This window comes from Microbacterium sp. NPDC087868, from assembly GCF_044900755.1.
Taxonomy (GTDB): Bacteria; Actinomycetota; Actinomycetes; order Actinomycetales; family Microbacteriaceae; genus Microbacterium; species Microbacterium galbinum.
Genome location: NZ_JBJDNO010000004.1, coordinates 268,607 through 283,236, shown reverse-complemented (window position 1 = coordinate 283,236; position 14,630 = coordinate 268,607). Strand labels below are relative to the sequence as shown.

Sequence of the window (14,630 nt, the reverse complement as noted above, 5' to 3'; positions counted from 1 at the left end):
ACTCCTGTATGCAAAAGGAATCGCCGTCGAATTGATTGCCGCAATTAGATTCGGCGAGTAATGTTCACTCCATGGCGAGACGAATTGTGCATCAACTGGTCGACGATATCGACGGCAGTGTTCTGGAGATCGGCGAGGGAGAGACCGTTCATTTCTCCCTCAACGGCACCGCGTGGGAGATCGATCTGAACTCGGAGCACGCCGCGGAACTCCGCGCAGCCCTCGAGCCCTACATCTCCGCCGGGCGTCGTGCGGGTTCCGCGAGCTCCCCGCGCAGCTCTTCGGGTTCCGCCCGTAAGCGACCTGCGCGCAACCCCGAGGTCGCGGCCATCCGCGCCTGGGCAAATGACAACGGATACTCGCTCTCGGAGCGCGGACGAATTCCCGCGCCCGTCATCGAGGCATACAACAAAGCGCACTGATCGCGCACGAATACCACGACTGAAGGCTCTCCTCCGGGGGAGCCTTCAGTCGTCGTGCTCGGTGACCCAGGCCTCATCGGGCAGGGCGATCTCCTGCGTCATGTCCTCGAGGAAGCGAATGACGACCGCGCGCTCCTCGCGCGTGAGCCTGGCCGCGGCGTAGAACCGCTTCGCCTGCTGACGCCCCACGGTCTGCATCGCCGCGTGGCGGGTCTCCTCGGTGATGGTGATCGCGAGCGCCCGGCGGTCGGTCGGGTGCGGCGAGCGCACGATGTGACCGCCCTTCTCGAGGCGGTCGAGCAGCTTGGTGGTCGACGCGGTCGAGATCGCCAGGTGCTGCGCGATGCCGCCCGGGGTCGCGATCGCGTGCCGGTTGGCGCACACGATGAGGTAATGCAGGGCACGCATGTCGGTCTCGTTGAGCTGCATGTAGCGACGCGAGGCGCGCGACAGCTTCTGCTCGGCCTCGCGCAACTCGCCGAGTGCTCCCATCACGAGAGCGATCTGCTGCAGGTCCTCCGGCGCGACCCCCGAGCGATCGACGAGCGCACTGCGCGGGTCGCTCGCCTCGACGTCGTAGATCGCGGCGTGGCTGAGCCCGTCGGCCGCGGCATCCGCTCGCGTACCGTCGACCGGCGCCCCCGTCTTCGGGGTAGTGCCGGGTGCAGTGTCCATGCGATCATGTTACACAACGATCTATTTCATGCTAAGTTAATTACTCGCCAAGCTAGTGAAATGACCTGCAGAGGACGCCATGGACGACGTGACCCTTCTCGACGAGAACGGAACCGCGATCGGTTCCCTGCCGAAGAGCGACGTCCACACCACCGACACCCCTCTTCACCTGGCCTTCTCCTGCCACCTGCTGAACGCGCGCGGACAGGTTCTGCTCACCCGCCGTTCGCTCGCCAAGAAGACCTGGCCCGGCGTGTGGACGAACAGCTTCTGCGGGCATCCCCGCCCGGATGAGGCCATCGCGGATGCCGTGCACCGCCGAGCACACGAAGAGCTCGGTGCGCGCGTCGTCGATCTGCGGCCCGCGCTCCCCGATTACCGCTACCGCGCCGTCGACGCGAGCGGCATCGTCGAGAACGAGGTGTGCCCCGTCTACGTCGCCCGACTCGACGGCGACCTCTCCCCCCGACCGGACGAGGTCGCGGAATGGGCGTGGGCGGATGCCGCCGACATCGCCGCCGCCGTCGCCGGGACCCCCTTCGCCTTCAGCCCCTGGCTGGTCGAGCAGCTTCCGCTGCTCCGAGAGAGCGGAGCACTCTGATCATGGCTTCCGTCGCGACTCAGGACGAACTCGGCACCCGCGTCGAGGAGGCCCTCCGGCAACGCTTCGCCGAGCGCAGCTCCGCCGCCGAGAACTACGGAGAACCGTTCGCCGCGCTCTGGCGTGCCGCCGCGGCGCACGCGATGGGCGGCAAGATGATCCGTCCTCGTCTGCTCCTCGACACGCACCGAGCGCTGTCGGCATCCGGTTCGGAGGTCGACCAGACAGCAGCCATCGAGATCGCCGCAGAGGTCGAGCTGCTCCACTACGCCTTCCTCCTGCACGACGATGTGATCGACGGCGACCTCGTGCGTCGCCGGCAGCCGAACCTCATCGGTACCCTCGCGGCGTCCACGGGCCGGGCGCGCGAGGACTCCGAGCTGCACTGGGCGCGCTCGAGCGCCATCCTCATGGGCGACCTGCTGCTGGCGACCTCGGTTCTCGGCTTCGCGCGCGCCCGCGTCTCGACCGCGGCACGTCTGCGCCTGCTCGACCTCATCGAGCACACCATCGTCGAGACCGTCGCCGGGGAGCACATCGACGTCGGCCTGGGCGACGGGATCATCGAACCGGACCTCCGCACGATCCTGGAGATGAGCACCTACAAGACCGCGACCTACTCGTTCTCGCTCCCTCTGCGGGCGGCGGCGATCCTCGCCGGGGCCTCGGCCGAGCTCGAAGACGACCTGGCGGCGATCGGCCGTCATCTCGGACTCGCCTTCCAGCTCCAGGACGACCTGCTCTGCGTGTTCGGCGATCACGAGGTGCACGGCAAGGATGCGTTCTCCGACCTGCGCGAGGGCAAGGAGACGGCCATCATCGCCTATGCGCGGATGACGACCGCCTGGCCCCACATCCGGCAGCACTTCGGCTCCACGATGCTCGACGAGCACGAGGCCGTGCGCATCCGCGAACACCTGCGCGACTGCGGGGCCGAGCGATTCGTGCAGGGCCTCGTCGCCGATGAGCTCGCCGCGGCATCCGCGGTCGCGGTCGACATCGAGTCCGCGCACATCGTCTCGGGCGACGTCATCGACAGCATCCGCACCCTGATCGCGCGCATCGAGGGGCGCGCATCGTGACCGCATCGCCCGCGACCGGCGGCGACGAATCCCTGCGCCGGTTCAGCAGGACCGCCGAGATCGCCACCGCCGGCGTGATCCGCGCCTATTCCACGTCGTTCGGCATGGCGACCAAGCTGCTCGGCCCCCGCCACCGCCAGCACATCCGCAACATCTACGCGATGGTGCGGATCGCCGACGAGATCGTCGACGGCGTGGCCGCCGAGGCGGGGCTCGACGCCGGAGCGCAGGCCGACGCCCTGACGTCGTACATCGCCGAGACCCACCGCTCTCTGCGCACGGGGTACAGCAGCGACCTCATCCTGCACGCCTTCGCGCAGACGGCGCGCGCGTGCGGCATCGGGGAGGACCTCACGCAGCCGTTCTTCGACTCGATGCGCGCCGACATTCCCTCGGCGGACGCGGCGGCGGCGTACGACGCCGATGCCCACGCACGGTACGTGTTCGGATCCGCAGAGGTGGTGGGCCTGATGTGCCTGCGCGTGTTCCTGCGGGACGCCGAGCGCACGCCCGCGCAGCTCGAGACGCTCGAGCACGGCGCACGCCAGCTCGGCGCCGCGTTCCAGAACGTGAACTTCCTGCGCGACCTCGCCGACGACACCGATCGTCTGCGCCGCAGCTATCTCGGCACGGCCGAGCGCCTCACCGACGCCGATCGCGACACCTGGGTCGCGACCGTCGAGACCCAGCTCGACGACGCCCGCGCCTCGATCCCGCTCCTGCCGAAGGATGCGCGCGCCGCCGTGCGCAGCGCGCTCGCCCTGTTCGCCGCGCTCACTCGACGCGTCGCGAAGACCCCCGTCGACGACCTCTACCGGCGGCGCGTGCGCGTGCCCGACCCGCTCAAGGCAGTGCTCGCCGCACGCTCCGTGCTCGTCACCGCGGTGGAGCCCCGATGAGCCGGGTGGTGGTGATCGGCGCCGGCGTCGCGGGCCTCGCGACGGCGGGCCTGCTCGCACGCGACGGCCACGAGGTGCTCGTTCTCGAGAAGAACGCACAGGTCGGCGGGCGCGCGGGCAGCATCGAGCGCGACGGCTTCCGCTTCGACACCGGCCCCTCCTGGTACCTGATGCCGGAGGTCTTCGACCACTGGTTCGCGATGATGGGCACGTCGGCCGCCGAACAGCTCGATCTCGTGCCGCTCGACCCCGGCTATCGCGTGTTCCGTCAGCCGCAGGGCGATGCGGCGACCTCGGAGGTGACGGTGCCGGCGGGGCGCGACGCCGTCTCCCGGCTGTTCGAGTCGCGCGAGCCGGGTGCGGCGAGCGCGCTGTCCGACTACCTCGACTCGGCCCACCACGCGACCTCGATGGCCGAGAAGTATTTCCTCTACAATCCGTTCACCCGGCTGACGACGCTGACGACCGGAGAAGTGCTGCGCGCTGCTCCGCGGCTGTTCTCCCTCCTGGGCACGCGCCTGCAGGCCTTCGCGGGCCGACGGTTCCGCGATCCGCTGCTCCGGCAGATCCTCGGCTATCCGGCGGTCTTCCTCGGCACCGATCCGCGCAGCGCCCCCGCGATGTACCACCTCATGAGCGCGCTCGACCTCGACGAGGGCGTCAGCTACCCCCAGGGCGGTTTCTGGGGCGTTGCCCTGCGCATCGAGGCGCTGGCCCGCGACGCGGGCGCGCGCATCGTGACCGAGGCGGAGGTCACCGGCATCCGCACCACCGGCCGCGGTCGGGCGACGCGCGCGACCGGCGTGGAATGGACGGATGCCGCCGGCGAACTCCACATCGAAGACGCCGATATCGTGGTCTCCGGCGCCGATCTGCACCACACCGAGACCGCGCTCCTGCCCGCCGAGCAGCGCAGCTATCCCGAATCCTGGTGGAGCCGACGCACGAGCGGCCCCGGCGCGGTGCTCGTCATGCTCGGCGTGCGCGGTGCGCTCCCCGAGCTGCCGCACCACTCCCTGTTCTTCACCGACGACTGGGACGCGAACTTCGACGCCATCTTCGGATCCGAGCAGCGCATCCCCTCCCCCGCCTCGACGTACGTCTGCCGCCCCAGCGCGACCGACGACGCCGTGGCCCCGGCCGGTCACGAGAACCTCTTCATCCTCGTGCCGGTCCCCGCCGACCCCGACCTCGGCCACGGCGGCTCCGACGGCACCGGATCGGCGACGATCGAGCGCGCGGCCGACGCCGCGATCGACCTCGTCTCGACCTGGGCGGGCATCCCCGACCTGCGAGAGCGGATCGTGGTGCGCGAGACCAAGGGACCGGCCGACTTCCGCGACGACTACCACTCGTGGAGCGGGGGGATGCTGGGGCCGGCGCACATCCTGTCGCAGAGCGCGATGTTCCGCGCACAGAACGCCTCGAAGCGGGTGCGCGGCCTCTACTACGCGGGGGCGACGACGGCGCCGGGCGTCGGTGTGCCGATGTGCCTGATCAGCGCGGAGATCGTGCTCAAGCGCATCCGCGGCGATCACTCCGCCGGCCCCCTTCCGGAGCCCGCGCGCACTCCCCGCGGATCGACGGGGCGCTGATGGGCTTCGTGTACCTGGCCGCCCTGCTGGTCTCGACGGGCTGCATGCTGCTGCTCGACCGGCGCTTCCGACTGTTCTTCTGGCGGGATGCGATCGCGGCGACCGTCGTCACGATCGCGGGTCTGGCGTTCTTCCTGATCTGGGACGTCTTCGGCATCGTCACCGGCATCTTCTACCGGGGCGAGGGCGCGATCGCGACGGGCATCGTGCTCGCTCCCGAGATGCCGCTCGAGGAGCCGGTCTTCCTCACGTTCCTGGTGATCTGCACGATGGTCGTCTACACGGGGGCGGTGCGCCTCCTCACCCGCGGCCTCGCTCGCCCGGTGCCGAGCGAGGGGGCGCGATGACCTACCTGCAGCTCGCCGCGTGGTTCCTCGGCGCCGCCGTGGTGATCGCGAGCGGCCTGACGCTCCTCGCTCGCGGTCGAGGTCCGCATGCCGGCGCCGTCGCCCTGACCGTCCTGGTGATGCTCACGCTGACGGCGGTGTTCGACACGATCATGATCGCGAGCGAACTCTTCCACTACGCCGGGCCGCAGCTGCTCGGCGTGCACATCGGCCTCGCCCCGATCGAGGACTTCGCGTATCCGCTCGCCGGCGCTCTGCTGCTGCCGGCGCTGTGGGCTGCGCTCCTCTCGCGGCGTACCGCCCCGGAGGACGCTCCTTCCTCTGAGAGGACCCGCGCATGACCGCGCCCGCCGCCCGCCCGTCGCTCGCCCGCGACTTGGGGCAGATCCTGCTCTCGTCGCGCCCCATCAGCTGGATCAACACCGCGTTCCCGTTCGCCGCCGGTTATCTGCTCACGACGCGCGAACTCGACCTCACCGTCGTGATCGGCTTCGTGTACTTCCTGATCCCCTACAACCTCGCCATGTACGGGATCAACGACGTGTTCGACTACGCCTCGGATCTCGCGAACCCGCGCAAGGGGGGCATCGAGGGTGCGCTCCTCGCTCCGCGGATGCACCGCCCGACGCTGTGGGCTGCGGCGGTGTCGAACATCCCGTTCCTGGTCTACCTCGTCGTGGTGGGCAACGCCGCGTCGACCGCGTGGCTCGCGGTCAGCGTGTTCGCGGTGATCGCGTACTCCGCGCCTCGTCTGCGCTTCAAGGAGCGCGCGTTCCTGGATTCGGTGACCTCGAGCCTGCACTTCGTGACCCCGGCGATCGTCGGACTGGCCCTGGCGGGCTCGGGCGTCACGCGCGACACCGTGCTCGTGCTCGTGGCCTTCTTCCTCTGGGGCATGGCGGCGCACGCGTTCGGCGCGGTGCAGGACGTCGGTCCCGACCGCGAAGCCGGCATCGGCTCGGTGGCGACCGTGATCGGCGCAGCCGCGACCGTGCGCCTCTCGCTGGGCCTGTGGGCGCTCGCCGGCATCCTGATGATGCTGACGGCCTGGCCGGGACCGCTCGGCGCCCTGCTCGCCCTCCCCTACCTGATCAACGCCGCGCCGTGGTGGCGCGTGAGCGATGAGGACTCCGGCGCGACCAACCGAGCCTGGCGCCGCTTCATCTTCCTGAACTACTTCGCCGGCTTCCTGGCGACGATGATCCTCATCCTCGCCTGGGTCTCCTGACCCCGCACCACCCGAAAGGCCCTCACCATGCCCCGATCCGACCGCGCCACGACGCCGACCATCCGCGAACGCTCACGCCGCCACTCCTGGGTGCGCGTGTTCCTGCCGGTCGCGCTCATCCTGGTCTGGCTCGTGGGCGCGTCGCTCGGCGGCCCGCTCTTCGGCAAGGTCGACGAGGTCTCCTCCAACGACCAGACCACCTACCTCCCCGAGTCGGCGGACGCCACCCAGGTGCAGGAGCTGCTGGGCGATTTCCGTGACAGCGATGAGATCCCCGCGATCGCCGTCTTCACCTCCGAGACGACGCTGACGGATGCCGAGATCTCCGCGATCACGGACGCCGTCGCCGACACCCCCTCGCTCGAGGGCATCGCCGACGATGTCTCGCCCGCGCTCGTCTCCGACGACGGATACGCGGTGCAGGCGTTCATCCCGATCAGTGGAGACGCCGAGCTGAAGGACGTCACTGCCGAGCTCGGCGACGAGCTGCGCGCCTCCGCCCCGGACGGCGTCAGCGTGTACATCACGGGCCCCGCCGGATTCACCGCCGATCTCGCCGCCGGGTTCGCGGGCATCGACGGGCTTCTCTTGGGCGTCGCGCTCCTCGCCGTTCTGGTGATCCTCGTGCTCGTCTACCGCTCGTTCCTGCTGCCGCTCGTGGTGCTCTCCACCAGCCTCTTCGCGCTCTGCGTCGCTCTGCTGGTGGTGTGGTGGCTCGCGAAGTTCGAGGTCCTGCTGCTGAGCGGGCAGACCCAGGGCATCCTCTTCATCCTCGTCATCGGCGCCGCGACCGACTACGCGCTGCTGTTCGTCGCGCGCTTCCGCGAGGAACTGCGCATCGCGGAAGACAAGGGCACGGCGGTCATGGCCGCGTGGAAGGGGTCGTTCGAGCCGATCGTCGCCTCCGGCGGGACGGTGATCGCGGGTCTGCTGTGCCTGCTGCTGAGCGATCTCAAGTCGAACAGCACCCTCGGTCCGGTCGCGGCGATCGGTATCGTCTTCGCGATGCTCGCGGCGCTCAGCCTGCTGCCCGCACTGCTGCTGCTCTTCGGTCGCGCGGTGTTCTGGCCGCGGCGGCCGCGGTTCGAGCCGGAGGTCGTCGCCGAAGAGCACGGCATGCGCACCACGGGCCTCTGGGCGCGCCTCGCGGGAGTCATCACCCGTCGACCGCGGGTGATCTGGATCGTCACGACGCTGGTGCTGCTCACCGGCGCCGCGGGCATCACTCAGCTCAACGCGGTGGGCGTGCCGCAGTCCGATCTCGTGCTCGGCGCGTCCGAGGCGCGCGACGGCCAGGCGGCGCTCGGTGAGCACTTCCCGGGCGGTTCGGGCAGCCCGGCCTACGTGATCGTCGCCGAGGACTCCCTGCAGGATGCCGCAGATGTGCTGCTCGCGAACGACGGCGTCGACAGCGTCGCGGTCACGGCATCCGATTCCCCCAGCGGAACCGCGAGCGTGACGACCGATGGCATCGTCGCGGTCGGCCCTCCCGGAACCGCCGCACCCGATCCGACGGTCGTCGACGGTGAGGTGCTGCTGCAGGCGACGCTCACCGACGCCGCCGATTCGGATGCCGCGGCCGAGACCGTCCGCTCCCTGCGCACCGAGCTCGCGGGCGTCGACGCCCTGGTCGGCGGCGTGACGGCGACGGCCATCGACACGAACGACGCGTCGATCCACGATCGCAATCTGATCATCCCCGTGATCCTCGTCGTCATCATGCTGATCCTGATGCTGCTGCTGCGCTCGATCCTCGCGCCGGTGCTCCTGATCCTCACCACGGTGCTGTCGTTCGGCACCGCGATGGGCGTTTCGGCGCTGGTCTTCAACGGCATCTTCGACTTCCCCGGCGCGGACCCCGCCGTGCCGCTCTACGGTTTCGTCTTCCTCGTCGCCCTCGGCATCGACTACAACATCTTCCTGATGACGCGCGTGCGCGAGGAATCCCTGGCGCACGGCACGCGCGAGGGTGTGCTGCGCGGACTGTCGATCACGGGCGGCGTCATCACCTCCGCGGGCCTCGTGCTGGCCGCGACGTTCGCCGCGCTCTCGGTGATCCCGATCCTCTTCCTCGTGCAGCTCGCGTTCATCGTGGCGTTCGGGGTGCTGCTCGACACGTTCATCGTGCGGTCGCTGCTCGTGCCCGCGCTCGCCTACGACATCGGCAAGAGGATCTGGTGGCCGTCGAAGCTCTGGCGCCGGGGCCTGGACTGAGTCTCTGCCGAGCCTCAGGGGCCTGACGTATCCGGTCGCTAGACTGGATTCCAGGCCCCCGTAGCTCAGCAGGATAGAGCAGCCCTCTCCTAAAGGGCAGGTCGCAGGTTCGAATCCTGTCGAGGGCACCGATGATCATCCGACGACGAGTGGGGACACGACGATGACCGATCCGACGCAGAACCCGTACGTTCCGCCGCCCGCACCGGGCGCGGGCATCCCGCCGGTCCCGCCGGCCACGTCGGTGCCGCCCGTTCCCCCGGCACCCACCGCGAGCCCGCTCGGGTACCAGCCGCCGCCCGCGCCGCATACTGCACCGCCGGTCGCACCGCAGTATGCGCCTCCGGTCGCGCCGCAGTACGCGACGCCGCCGCAGCCCGTCCAGCCCCCGCAGCAGGTCGCGCCCTACGGCTACCCCGGTCAGGCCCCCGTGCCCGCCGGGCGGAAGCAGACGTCACCGCAGACCAGCAGCATCATCTCGGTCGTCGCCGGAGCGGTCTCGATCATCGTCCTGCCCTGGATCGCCGGATTCATCGGCATCGGGATGGGCGTGTTCACCCTCCGCACGCAGTCGACCGCGCGTCGCCAGGGGCTTCCCACGAGCGGTGCCCATACGACGATGGCGATCATCGGGATCGTGCTCGGCTCGATCGGCATCCTCGCGAAACTCGCGCTCGACTACTTCCTCTGATCCGTTCCGAGTCGCGCCTGTCGCTCGCGGTCAGGCCGCGAGCGCCAGGTACGGCTCCCACCGCGGGTCGCTGCGCTCGGTGCCGCGCACGGTCCACGCCGTGCCGTGCGGAGGCCGAGGAACGAACCGCAGTTCCCAGCGCATCTCCTGCGGTGTGCGATTGCTCTTCACGTTGTTGCAGCGCAGGCAGCAGGCGACGAGGTTCTCCCACGAGTCGGCTCCGCCTCGCGAACGCGGCATCACGTGGTCGATGGTCGACGCCGCCTTGCCGCAGTAACCGCACCGGTGATTGTCGCGGCGCAGCACGCCGCGACGCGTGACCGGCACCCGCCTGCTGTTCGGCACGCGCACGTAGCGCGAGAGGATGATCACCGCCGGGCGATCGTATGCACCGCGGCTCCCCCAGACGGGGTCCCCCTCGATGCGTTCGATCACGGAGGCCTTGTCGTTCATCACGAGCACGAGGGCCCGCTTGAACGACACGATCGCCAGGGGCTCGTAGCCCGCGTTCAGGACAAGTGTGCGCATTCGTCATCCTCTCGATCCGCCGGGACGGCTTCCCGGCACTCTCGACTCACACGACGTCGTGCCGGCGGAGGAATGATCGCAGAGACGAAAAAAGGCGCTGTCTAGAGACAGCGCCTTCTGCGCGCGGAAGAACCGCGGCGTCCCTGCGGGCAATGCCGGAGGACGTGACGACCGAGGGCATCCATGGTGCGGATACTCGGTTGCGTGTCCATCGGCTTCTCCCGTCAGTTCGACGACGGGTTCAGGCTAACCCATTCCGGACGGTGCAGGGCGAAACAGCCGGTGAACGTTCGGGCGTGTTCGCCCAGCGCTCGCCCAGCCGAGCGGCTCAAGAAAGGTCAGCCGGCGTTGGCGCCGAGCCAACCGATGGGCTCGACGAGTCCGCCGTTGACCCAGACCTCGAAGTGGAGGTGGTTGGCGGTCGAGCGACCGGTGCTGCCGACGTAACCGATGAGCTGGCCGGCTTCGACGGTCTGCCCCTGCTGCACCTGACGCGAGCCGTAGATCATGTGGCCGTACGTGGTCTGCACGCGCTGGCCACCGATGACGCTGTCGAGCATGACGCAGACGCCGTATCCGCCGATGCTCTCGGCCGAGGCGCGCACGACGCCGGCAGCGGCCGCGTAGATCGGGGTGCCGGCGGGGGCGAGCATGTCGGCACCGTTGTGACCGCCGCCGACCGTGCGGCTGACATTCCAGGAGCCGAGGGGAAGCGGGTAACGGACCTCGCCCGACCCGGGTGCGACGAGCGCGTAGCCAGCGGTGTTGAAGCTGGTGCTGGTGCTGGCAGCGGCGGCCTTCGCCGCCTCAGCGGCCCGTGCGGCGGCAGCTTCTTCGGCCTTCTTCTTCTCGATCTCCTCCGGCGTGGTCGCCGTGAAGGTTCCGCGATCGAGGGGAGCTGCAGTGGCCTCGGAGGCCACGACGAGCGACTGCGCGTCGACGGCGGCGAGCTGCTGGACGGTGGTGGCGGCCTCCGCCGGCTTGGTGGCGGCGTAGGCGGGCAGAGCGACGGCGGCGACCAGAGCACCGACTGCCCCGAAGATGGCGACCGACCGGATCGGCTTCGCGATGGAGCGGGTGCCGTTCTTCCCACCGGTACGGCGGGCGACAGCGCGGTCTTCAGATTTCTTCACGGGCAATTCGTTGTCTGCGACCAAAACATCCTCCAGCGCCTGCGCGCTCGGGTAGCGCTGACTCGTCGGCACTCTGCTCTCGTGGCACGTGTGTATCTCGGGTACGTTGTGCGTTTCTCACCGCGTCGACGACGAGCCTGGGAGGCAACCGACGCGATTCATCGTCTGCGGGCTTCGCGGACGACTCGACCGAGGTTACCGGAAGATAACGATCATGTCACCCTGTGAACCTGGCAATCCTCGGAGAGCCAGTTCAGGAGCCATCTTCAGGCAGGCTCCCCGACGAGGAAGATGTGCGAGGCCAGCTCGACGGGAAGCTCGAGTCCGTCGTCCTTGCCCTCCATCTGGATCAGGACGTATCCCTCGTTGAAGCGGAAGTCGCCGCGCGCACCGGGCATGACGCCCGCGTCGCGCAGCTGCTCGAGCAGTTCGGGGTCGACCTGCGCGGGCTCGGCGAGGCGACGGACGGTGCCGTCGATCGGCTCACCCGCCGCATTCAGCTTCTGCACGAGGCCGATGACGCCCTCGTCGAAGGTGCGCGCCGGAAGGTCGCCGAGCTGGTCGAGACCGGGGATCGGGTTGCCGTAGGGCGACTCGGTCGGGTGCCCGAGGAGCTCGACGAGGCGACGCTCGACCTGCTCGCTCATGACGTGCTCCCAGCGGCAGGCCTCTTCGTGCACGAACGCCCAGTCGAGTCCGATCACATCGGACAGGAGGCGCTCGGCGAGGCGATGCTTGCGCATCACGTCGACGGCCTTGCGGCGGCCGGCATCGGTGAGCTCGAGCGTGCGATCCTCGGAGACGATCACCAGGCCGTCGCGCTCCATCCGGCCGACGGTCTGCGAGACCGTGGGACCCGAGTGGCCGAGGCGCTCGGAGATGCGCGCACGCAGCGGAACGATGTTCTCCTCCTCGAGTTCGAGGATGGTGCGGAGGTACATCTCCGTGGTGTCGATCAGATCCGTCATGTTCTGGCCCTCCGAGGTTCTTAGGCAAGCCTACATTCCCGCACGGACATCGGGCTCGCGCACGGTGAAACACGCCCTGCGCGCCCCCGTAGAATCTACGCATGGCGATCGAGATTCCGCGTGACCTCCTGCCCGTCGACGGCCGTTTCGGCTGCGGACCCTCGAAGGTGCGCCCCGCGCAGCTCGAGGCCCTGGTGACCGCGGGAGCGTCGATCCTCGGCACCTCGCACCGCCAGGCACCCGTGAAGAACCTCGTGGGCAGCGTGCGCGAGCAGCTCTCCGCCCTGTTCCGTGCGCCGGAGGGATACGAGATCCTGGTCGGCAACGGCGGGTCCACGGCGTTCTGGGACGCGGCGGCCTTCGGCCTCATCGAGCGCCGCAGCCAGAACCTCGTCTTCGGCGAGTTCGGTGGCAAGTTCGCCGCGGCTGCGGGAGCCCCCTGGCTCGACGCCCCCGACGTGCGCAAGGCCGAGCCCGGATCGGCGACGACCGCGCAGATCGTCGACGGCGTCGACGTCTACGCCTGGCCGCACAACGAGACCTCCACCGGCGTGGCCGTTCCCGTCGAGCGCGTCGCCTCCGAGGGGGCACTGACCGTCATCGACGCGACCAGCGCCGCGGGCGGCATCGACTTCGACGCCACGCAGGCCGACCTCTACTACTTCGCGCCGCAGAAGAACCTCGGGTCCGACGGCGGGCTGTGGTTCGCCGTCGCCTCGCCGGCGGCGATCGAGCGGATCGAGCGGATCGCGGCATCCGATCGGTACATCCCGGAGTTCCTGAGCCTGAAGAACGCGCTCGACAACTCGCGTCTGAACCAGACGCTCAACACCCCGGCGCTGACGACCCTGCACCTGCTCGACAGCCAGCTGCGGTGGATCCTCGACAACGGGGGCCTGAGCTGGGCCGCCGCCCGCACCGCCGAGTCCTCCGGCGTGCTCTACGACTGGGCGGAGGCCTCCTCGGTCGCGACACCCTTCGTCGCGGAAGCGGCGCACCGCTCCCCCGTCGTCGTCACGATCGACTTCGACGACAGCATCGACGCGGCGGCGATCGCGAAGACGCTCCGCGCCAACGGGATCGTCGACACGGAGCCGTACCGCAAGCTCGGGCGCAATCAGCTGCGCGTCGCGACCTTCGTGTCCATCGAGCCCGACGACGTGCGCCAGCTCACCCGCGCGATCGACTTCGTGCTCGCGAACACCGCTTCCTGAGGTGCGGGCGCGGGCCCTGAGCCCGCGCCCCTCCCCGGATGCCGGGGAGGATCACTCCTCGTCGTCGGAGTCCTCGTCCGAATCGTCGTCGTCGGAACCGTCATCCGACTCCTCGTCGGAATCGTCATCTTCCGACTCGTCGTCCTCCGACTCCTCGTCTTCCGACTCCTCGTCGAGCTCGTCGATGTCGACACCGTCGAGATCCCCGGCGTGGAGGATGTCCGGCTCGTCGTCGTCGAGATCGTCGTCGTCGAGATCGTCATCCGCGTCGTCGCTCTCGTCGTCGGCGGCACCGTCGACCGCCGCGCCGGAATCGTCACCGGCGGCTGCGGCCTGCTCGGCCAGTTCGACCTGGTGCGCACGGTAGTCGGCGAGACGCTCGGCCCACGGCACCCACTCGGGTGCGAGAAGCGCACCGTCGCCGGGCAGCAGCTCGACCTCGAGCACCGTCGGGTCCTCGTCGTCGACCCGTGCGACCGTCACGATCCAGTACCAGCCGGGGTAGCCGGCGAGGCGGTTCTCGAAGCGCAGCGAGACCGAGCCGTCCTCCTCGGGGAGGAAGCCGGCAGCGGGGCCGATGGTGTTCGCGGGAGTGATCTCGCGCAGCGCGGCGAGCGCGAGATCATGGGCTCCGATGAGACGCTCGTCGGCGTCAGGCTTCGAGGTCATCAGCGACCTTGCGCAGGACGGCCGCGATCTTGCGGCCGTGGGAGGAGGACGGGTAGCGTCCGCGACGCAGATCGCCGCCGATGCCGTCGAGCAGCTTCACGAGGTCCTCGACGATGATCGCCATGTCGTCGGCCGGCTTCCGCTTGGCCTTCGCGAGGCTCACCGGCGCTTCGAGCACGCGGACCGAGAGCGCCTGCAGACCGCGCTTGCCGTCGGCGACGCCGAACTCGACGCGGGCGCCCGCCTTGACGGCGGTGCCGGCGGGCATCGCCGACGCATGCAGGAAGACGTCCTGGCCGTCATCGGATGCGATGAAGCCGAAGCCCTTGTCTTCGTCGTAGAACCTGACCTTGCCGGTGGGCAT

The 14,630-nt window shown here is 69.4% G+C and carries 17 protein-coding genes and 1 tRNA gene; 12 read left to right on the top strand and 6 right to left on the bottom strand.

Features of this window, described 5'->3' with window-relative positions:
• Positions 1–71 precede the first annotated feature (71 nt).
• Positions 72–422 carry an Lsr2 family protein gene (locus tag ACI2JZ_RS15305; RefSeq protein WP_247624966.1) on the top strand — a complete coding sequence of 117 codons (351 nt, stop codon included), beginning with the start codon at positions 72–74 and terminating at the stop codon, positions 420–422.
• 45 nt (positions 423–467) lie between these two features.
• Here the strand turns inward: ACI2JZ_RS15305 and ACI2JZ_RS15300 are convergent, their stop codons facing one another.
• Complete coding sequence (locus ACI2JZ_RS15300; RefSeq protein WP_404598350.1) at positions 468–1,097, bottom strand: MarR family winged helix-turn-helix transcriptional regulator; 630 nt, start codon at positions 1,095–1,097, stop codon at positions 468–470.
• A 79-nt stretch (positions 1,098–1,176) separates the two neighbouring features.
• Between ACI2JZ_RS15300 and idi the strand changes: the two genes are divergently transcribed.
• From idi to ACI2JZ_RS15250, 10 genes are all read left to right on the top strand, one after another.
• Entirely contained in the window at positions 1,177–1,698 is a 522-nt protein-coding gene (gene idi / locus ACI2JZ_RS15295) for an isopentenyl-diphosphate Delta-isomerase (RefSeq protein WP_404598348.1), read from the top strand.
• 2 nt (positions 1,699–1,700) lie between these two features.
• On the top strand, positions 1,701–2,780 hold the full coding sequence (locus ACI2JZ_RS15290; protein WP_404598346.1) for a polyprenyl synthetase family protein: 1,080 nt from the start codon (positions 1,701–1,703) through the stop codon (positions 2,778–2,780).
• Complete coding sequence (locus ACI2JZ_RS15285; protein WP_404598344.1) at positions 2,777–3,679, top strand: phytoene/squalene synthase family protein; 903 nt, start codon at positions 2,777–2,779, stop codon at positions 3,677–3,679. Before ACI2JZ_RS15290 ends, ACI2JZ_RS15285 begins: the two co-directional genes overlap by 4 nt.
• Complete coding sequence (gene crtI / locus ACI2JZ_RS15280) at positions 3,676–5,274, top strand: phytoene desaturase family protein (protein WP_404598342.1); 1,599 nt, start codon at positions 3,676–3,678, stop codon at positions 5,272–5,274. Before ACI2JZ_RS15285 ends, crtI begins: the two co-directional genes overlap by 4 nt.
• Positions 5,274–5,621, top strand: coding sequence for a lycopene cyclase domain-containing protein (locus ACI2JZ_RS15275; protein ID WP_404598340.1), 348 nt, complete (start codon positions 5,274–5,276; stop codon positions 5,619–5,621). The genes crtI and ACI2JZ_RS15275 overlap by 1 nt, the downstream gene beginning before the upstream one ends.
• Positions 5,618–5,962 carry a lycopene cyclase domain-containing protein gene (locus ACI2JZ_RS15270; RefSeq protein ID WP_404598339.1) on the top strand — a complete coding sequence of 115 codons (345 nt, stop codon included), beginning with the start codon at positions 5,618–5,620 and terminating at the stop codon, positions 5,960–5,962. Before ACI2JZ_RS15275 ends, ACI2JZ_RS15270 begins: the two co-directional genes overlap by 4 nt.
• Positions 5,959–6,849 (top strand): prenyltransferase, encoded by an 891-nt coding sequence (locus ACI2JZ_RS15265; protein ID WP_404598338.1) that lies wholly within the window; start codon positions 5,959–5,961, stop codon positions 6,847–6,849. Before ACI2JZ_RS15270 ends, ACI2JZ_RS15265 begins: the two co-directional genes overlap by 4 nt.
• Positions 6,850–6,876: 27 nt before the next feature.
• A complete protein-coding gene (locus ACI2JZ_RS15260; protein ID WP_404598337.1) occupies positions 6,877–9,063 on the top strand; it encodes an MMPL family transporter in 2,187 nt (728 codons plus the stop codon).
• 54 nt (positions 9,064–9,117) lie between these two features.
• Positions 9,118–9,191: transfer RNA gene (locus ACI2JZ_RS15255), tRNA-Arg, on the top strand.
• A gap of 35 nt (positions 9,192–9,226) precedes the next feature.
• Positions 9,227–9,754: a hypothetical protein gene (locus ACI2JZ_RS15250; protein WP_404598335.1), complete on the top strand. Its 528-nt coding sequence runs from the start codon at positions 9,227–9,229 to the stop codon at positions 9,752–9,754.
• A 30-nt stretch (positions 9,755–9,784) separates the two neighbouring features.
• Here the strand turns inward: ACI2JZ_RS15250 and ACI2JZ_RS15245 are convergent, their stop codons facing one another.
• The 3 genes from ACI2JZ_RS15245 to ACI2JZ_RS15235 form a co-directional block, all read right to left on the bottom strand.
• Complete coding sequence (locus ACI2JZ_RS15245) at positions 9,785–10,282, bottom strand: HNH endonuclease (protein ID WP_247624977.1); 498 nt, start codon at positions 10,280–10,282, stop codon at positions 9,785–9,787.
• 338 nt (positions 10,283–10,620) lie between these two features.
• Positions 10,621–11,415, bottom strand: a complete 795-nt coding sequence (locus ACI2JZ_RS15240) for a M23 family metallopeptidase (protein ID WP_247624978.1) — start codon at positions 11,413–11,415, stop codon at positions 10,621–10,623.
• 266 nt (positions 11,416–11,681) lie between these two features.
• A complete protein-coding gene (locus ACI2JZ_RS15235) occupies positions 11,682–12,383 on the bottom strand; it encodes a metal-dependent transcriptional regulator (RefSeq protein ID WP_247624979.1) in 702 nt (233 codons plus the stop codon).
• Positions 12,384–12,484: 101 nt separating this feature from the next.
• Between ACI2JZ_RS15235 and serC the strand changes: the two genes are divergently transcribed.
• Positions 12,485–13,597, top strand: a complete 1,113-nt coding sequence (gene serC / locus ACI2JZ_RS15230) for a phosphoserine transaminase (RefSeq protein ID WP_247624980.1) — start codon at positions 12,485–12,487, stop codon at positions 13,595–13,597.
• A 51-nt stretch (positions 13,598–13,648) separates the two neighbouring features.
• Here the strand turns inward: serC and ACI2JZ_RS15225 are convergent, their stop codons facing one another.
• Both ACI2JZ_RS15225 and ACI2JZ_RS15220 read right to left on the bottom strand, forming a co-directional pair.
• Positions 13,649–14,266: a DUF3027 domain-containing protein gene (locus tag ACI2JZ_RS15225; protein WP_404598332.1), complete on the bottom strand. Its 618-nt coding sequence runs from the start codon at positions 14,264–14,266 to the stop codon at positions 13,649–13,651.
• Positions 14,250–14,630 carry a cold-shock protein gene (locus ACI2JZ_RS15220; protein ID WP_247624982.1) on the bottom strand — a complete coding sequence of 127 codons (381 nt, stop codon included), beginning with the start codon at positions 14,628–14,630 and terminating at the stop codon, positions 14,250–14,252. The genes ACI2JZ_RS15225 and ACI2JZ_RS15220 overlap by 17 nt, the downstream gene beginning before the upstream one ends.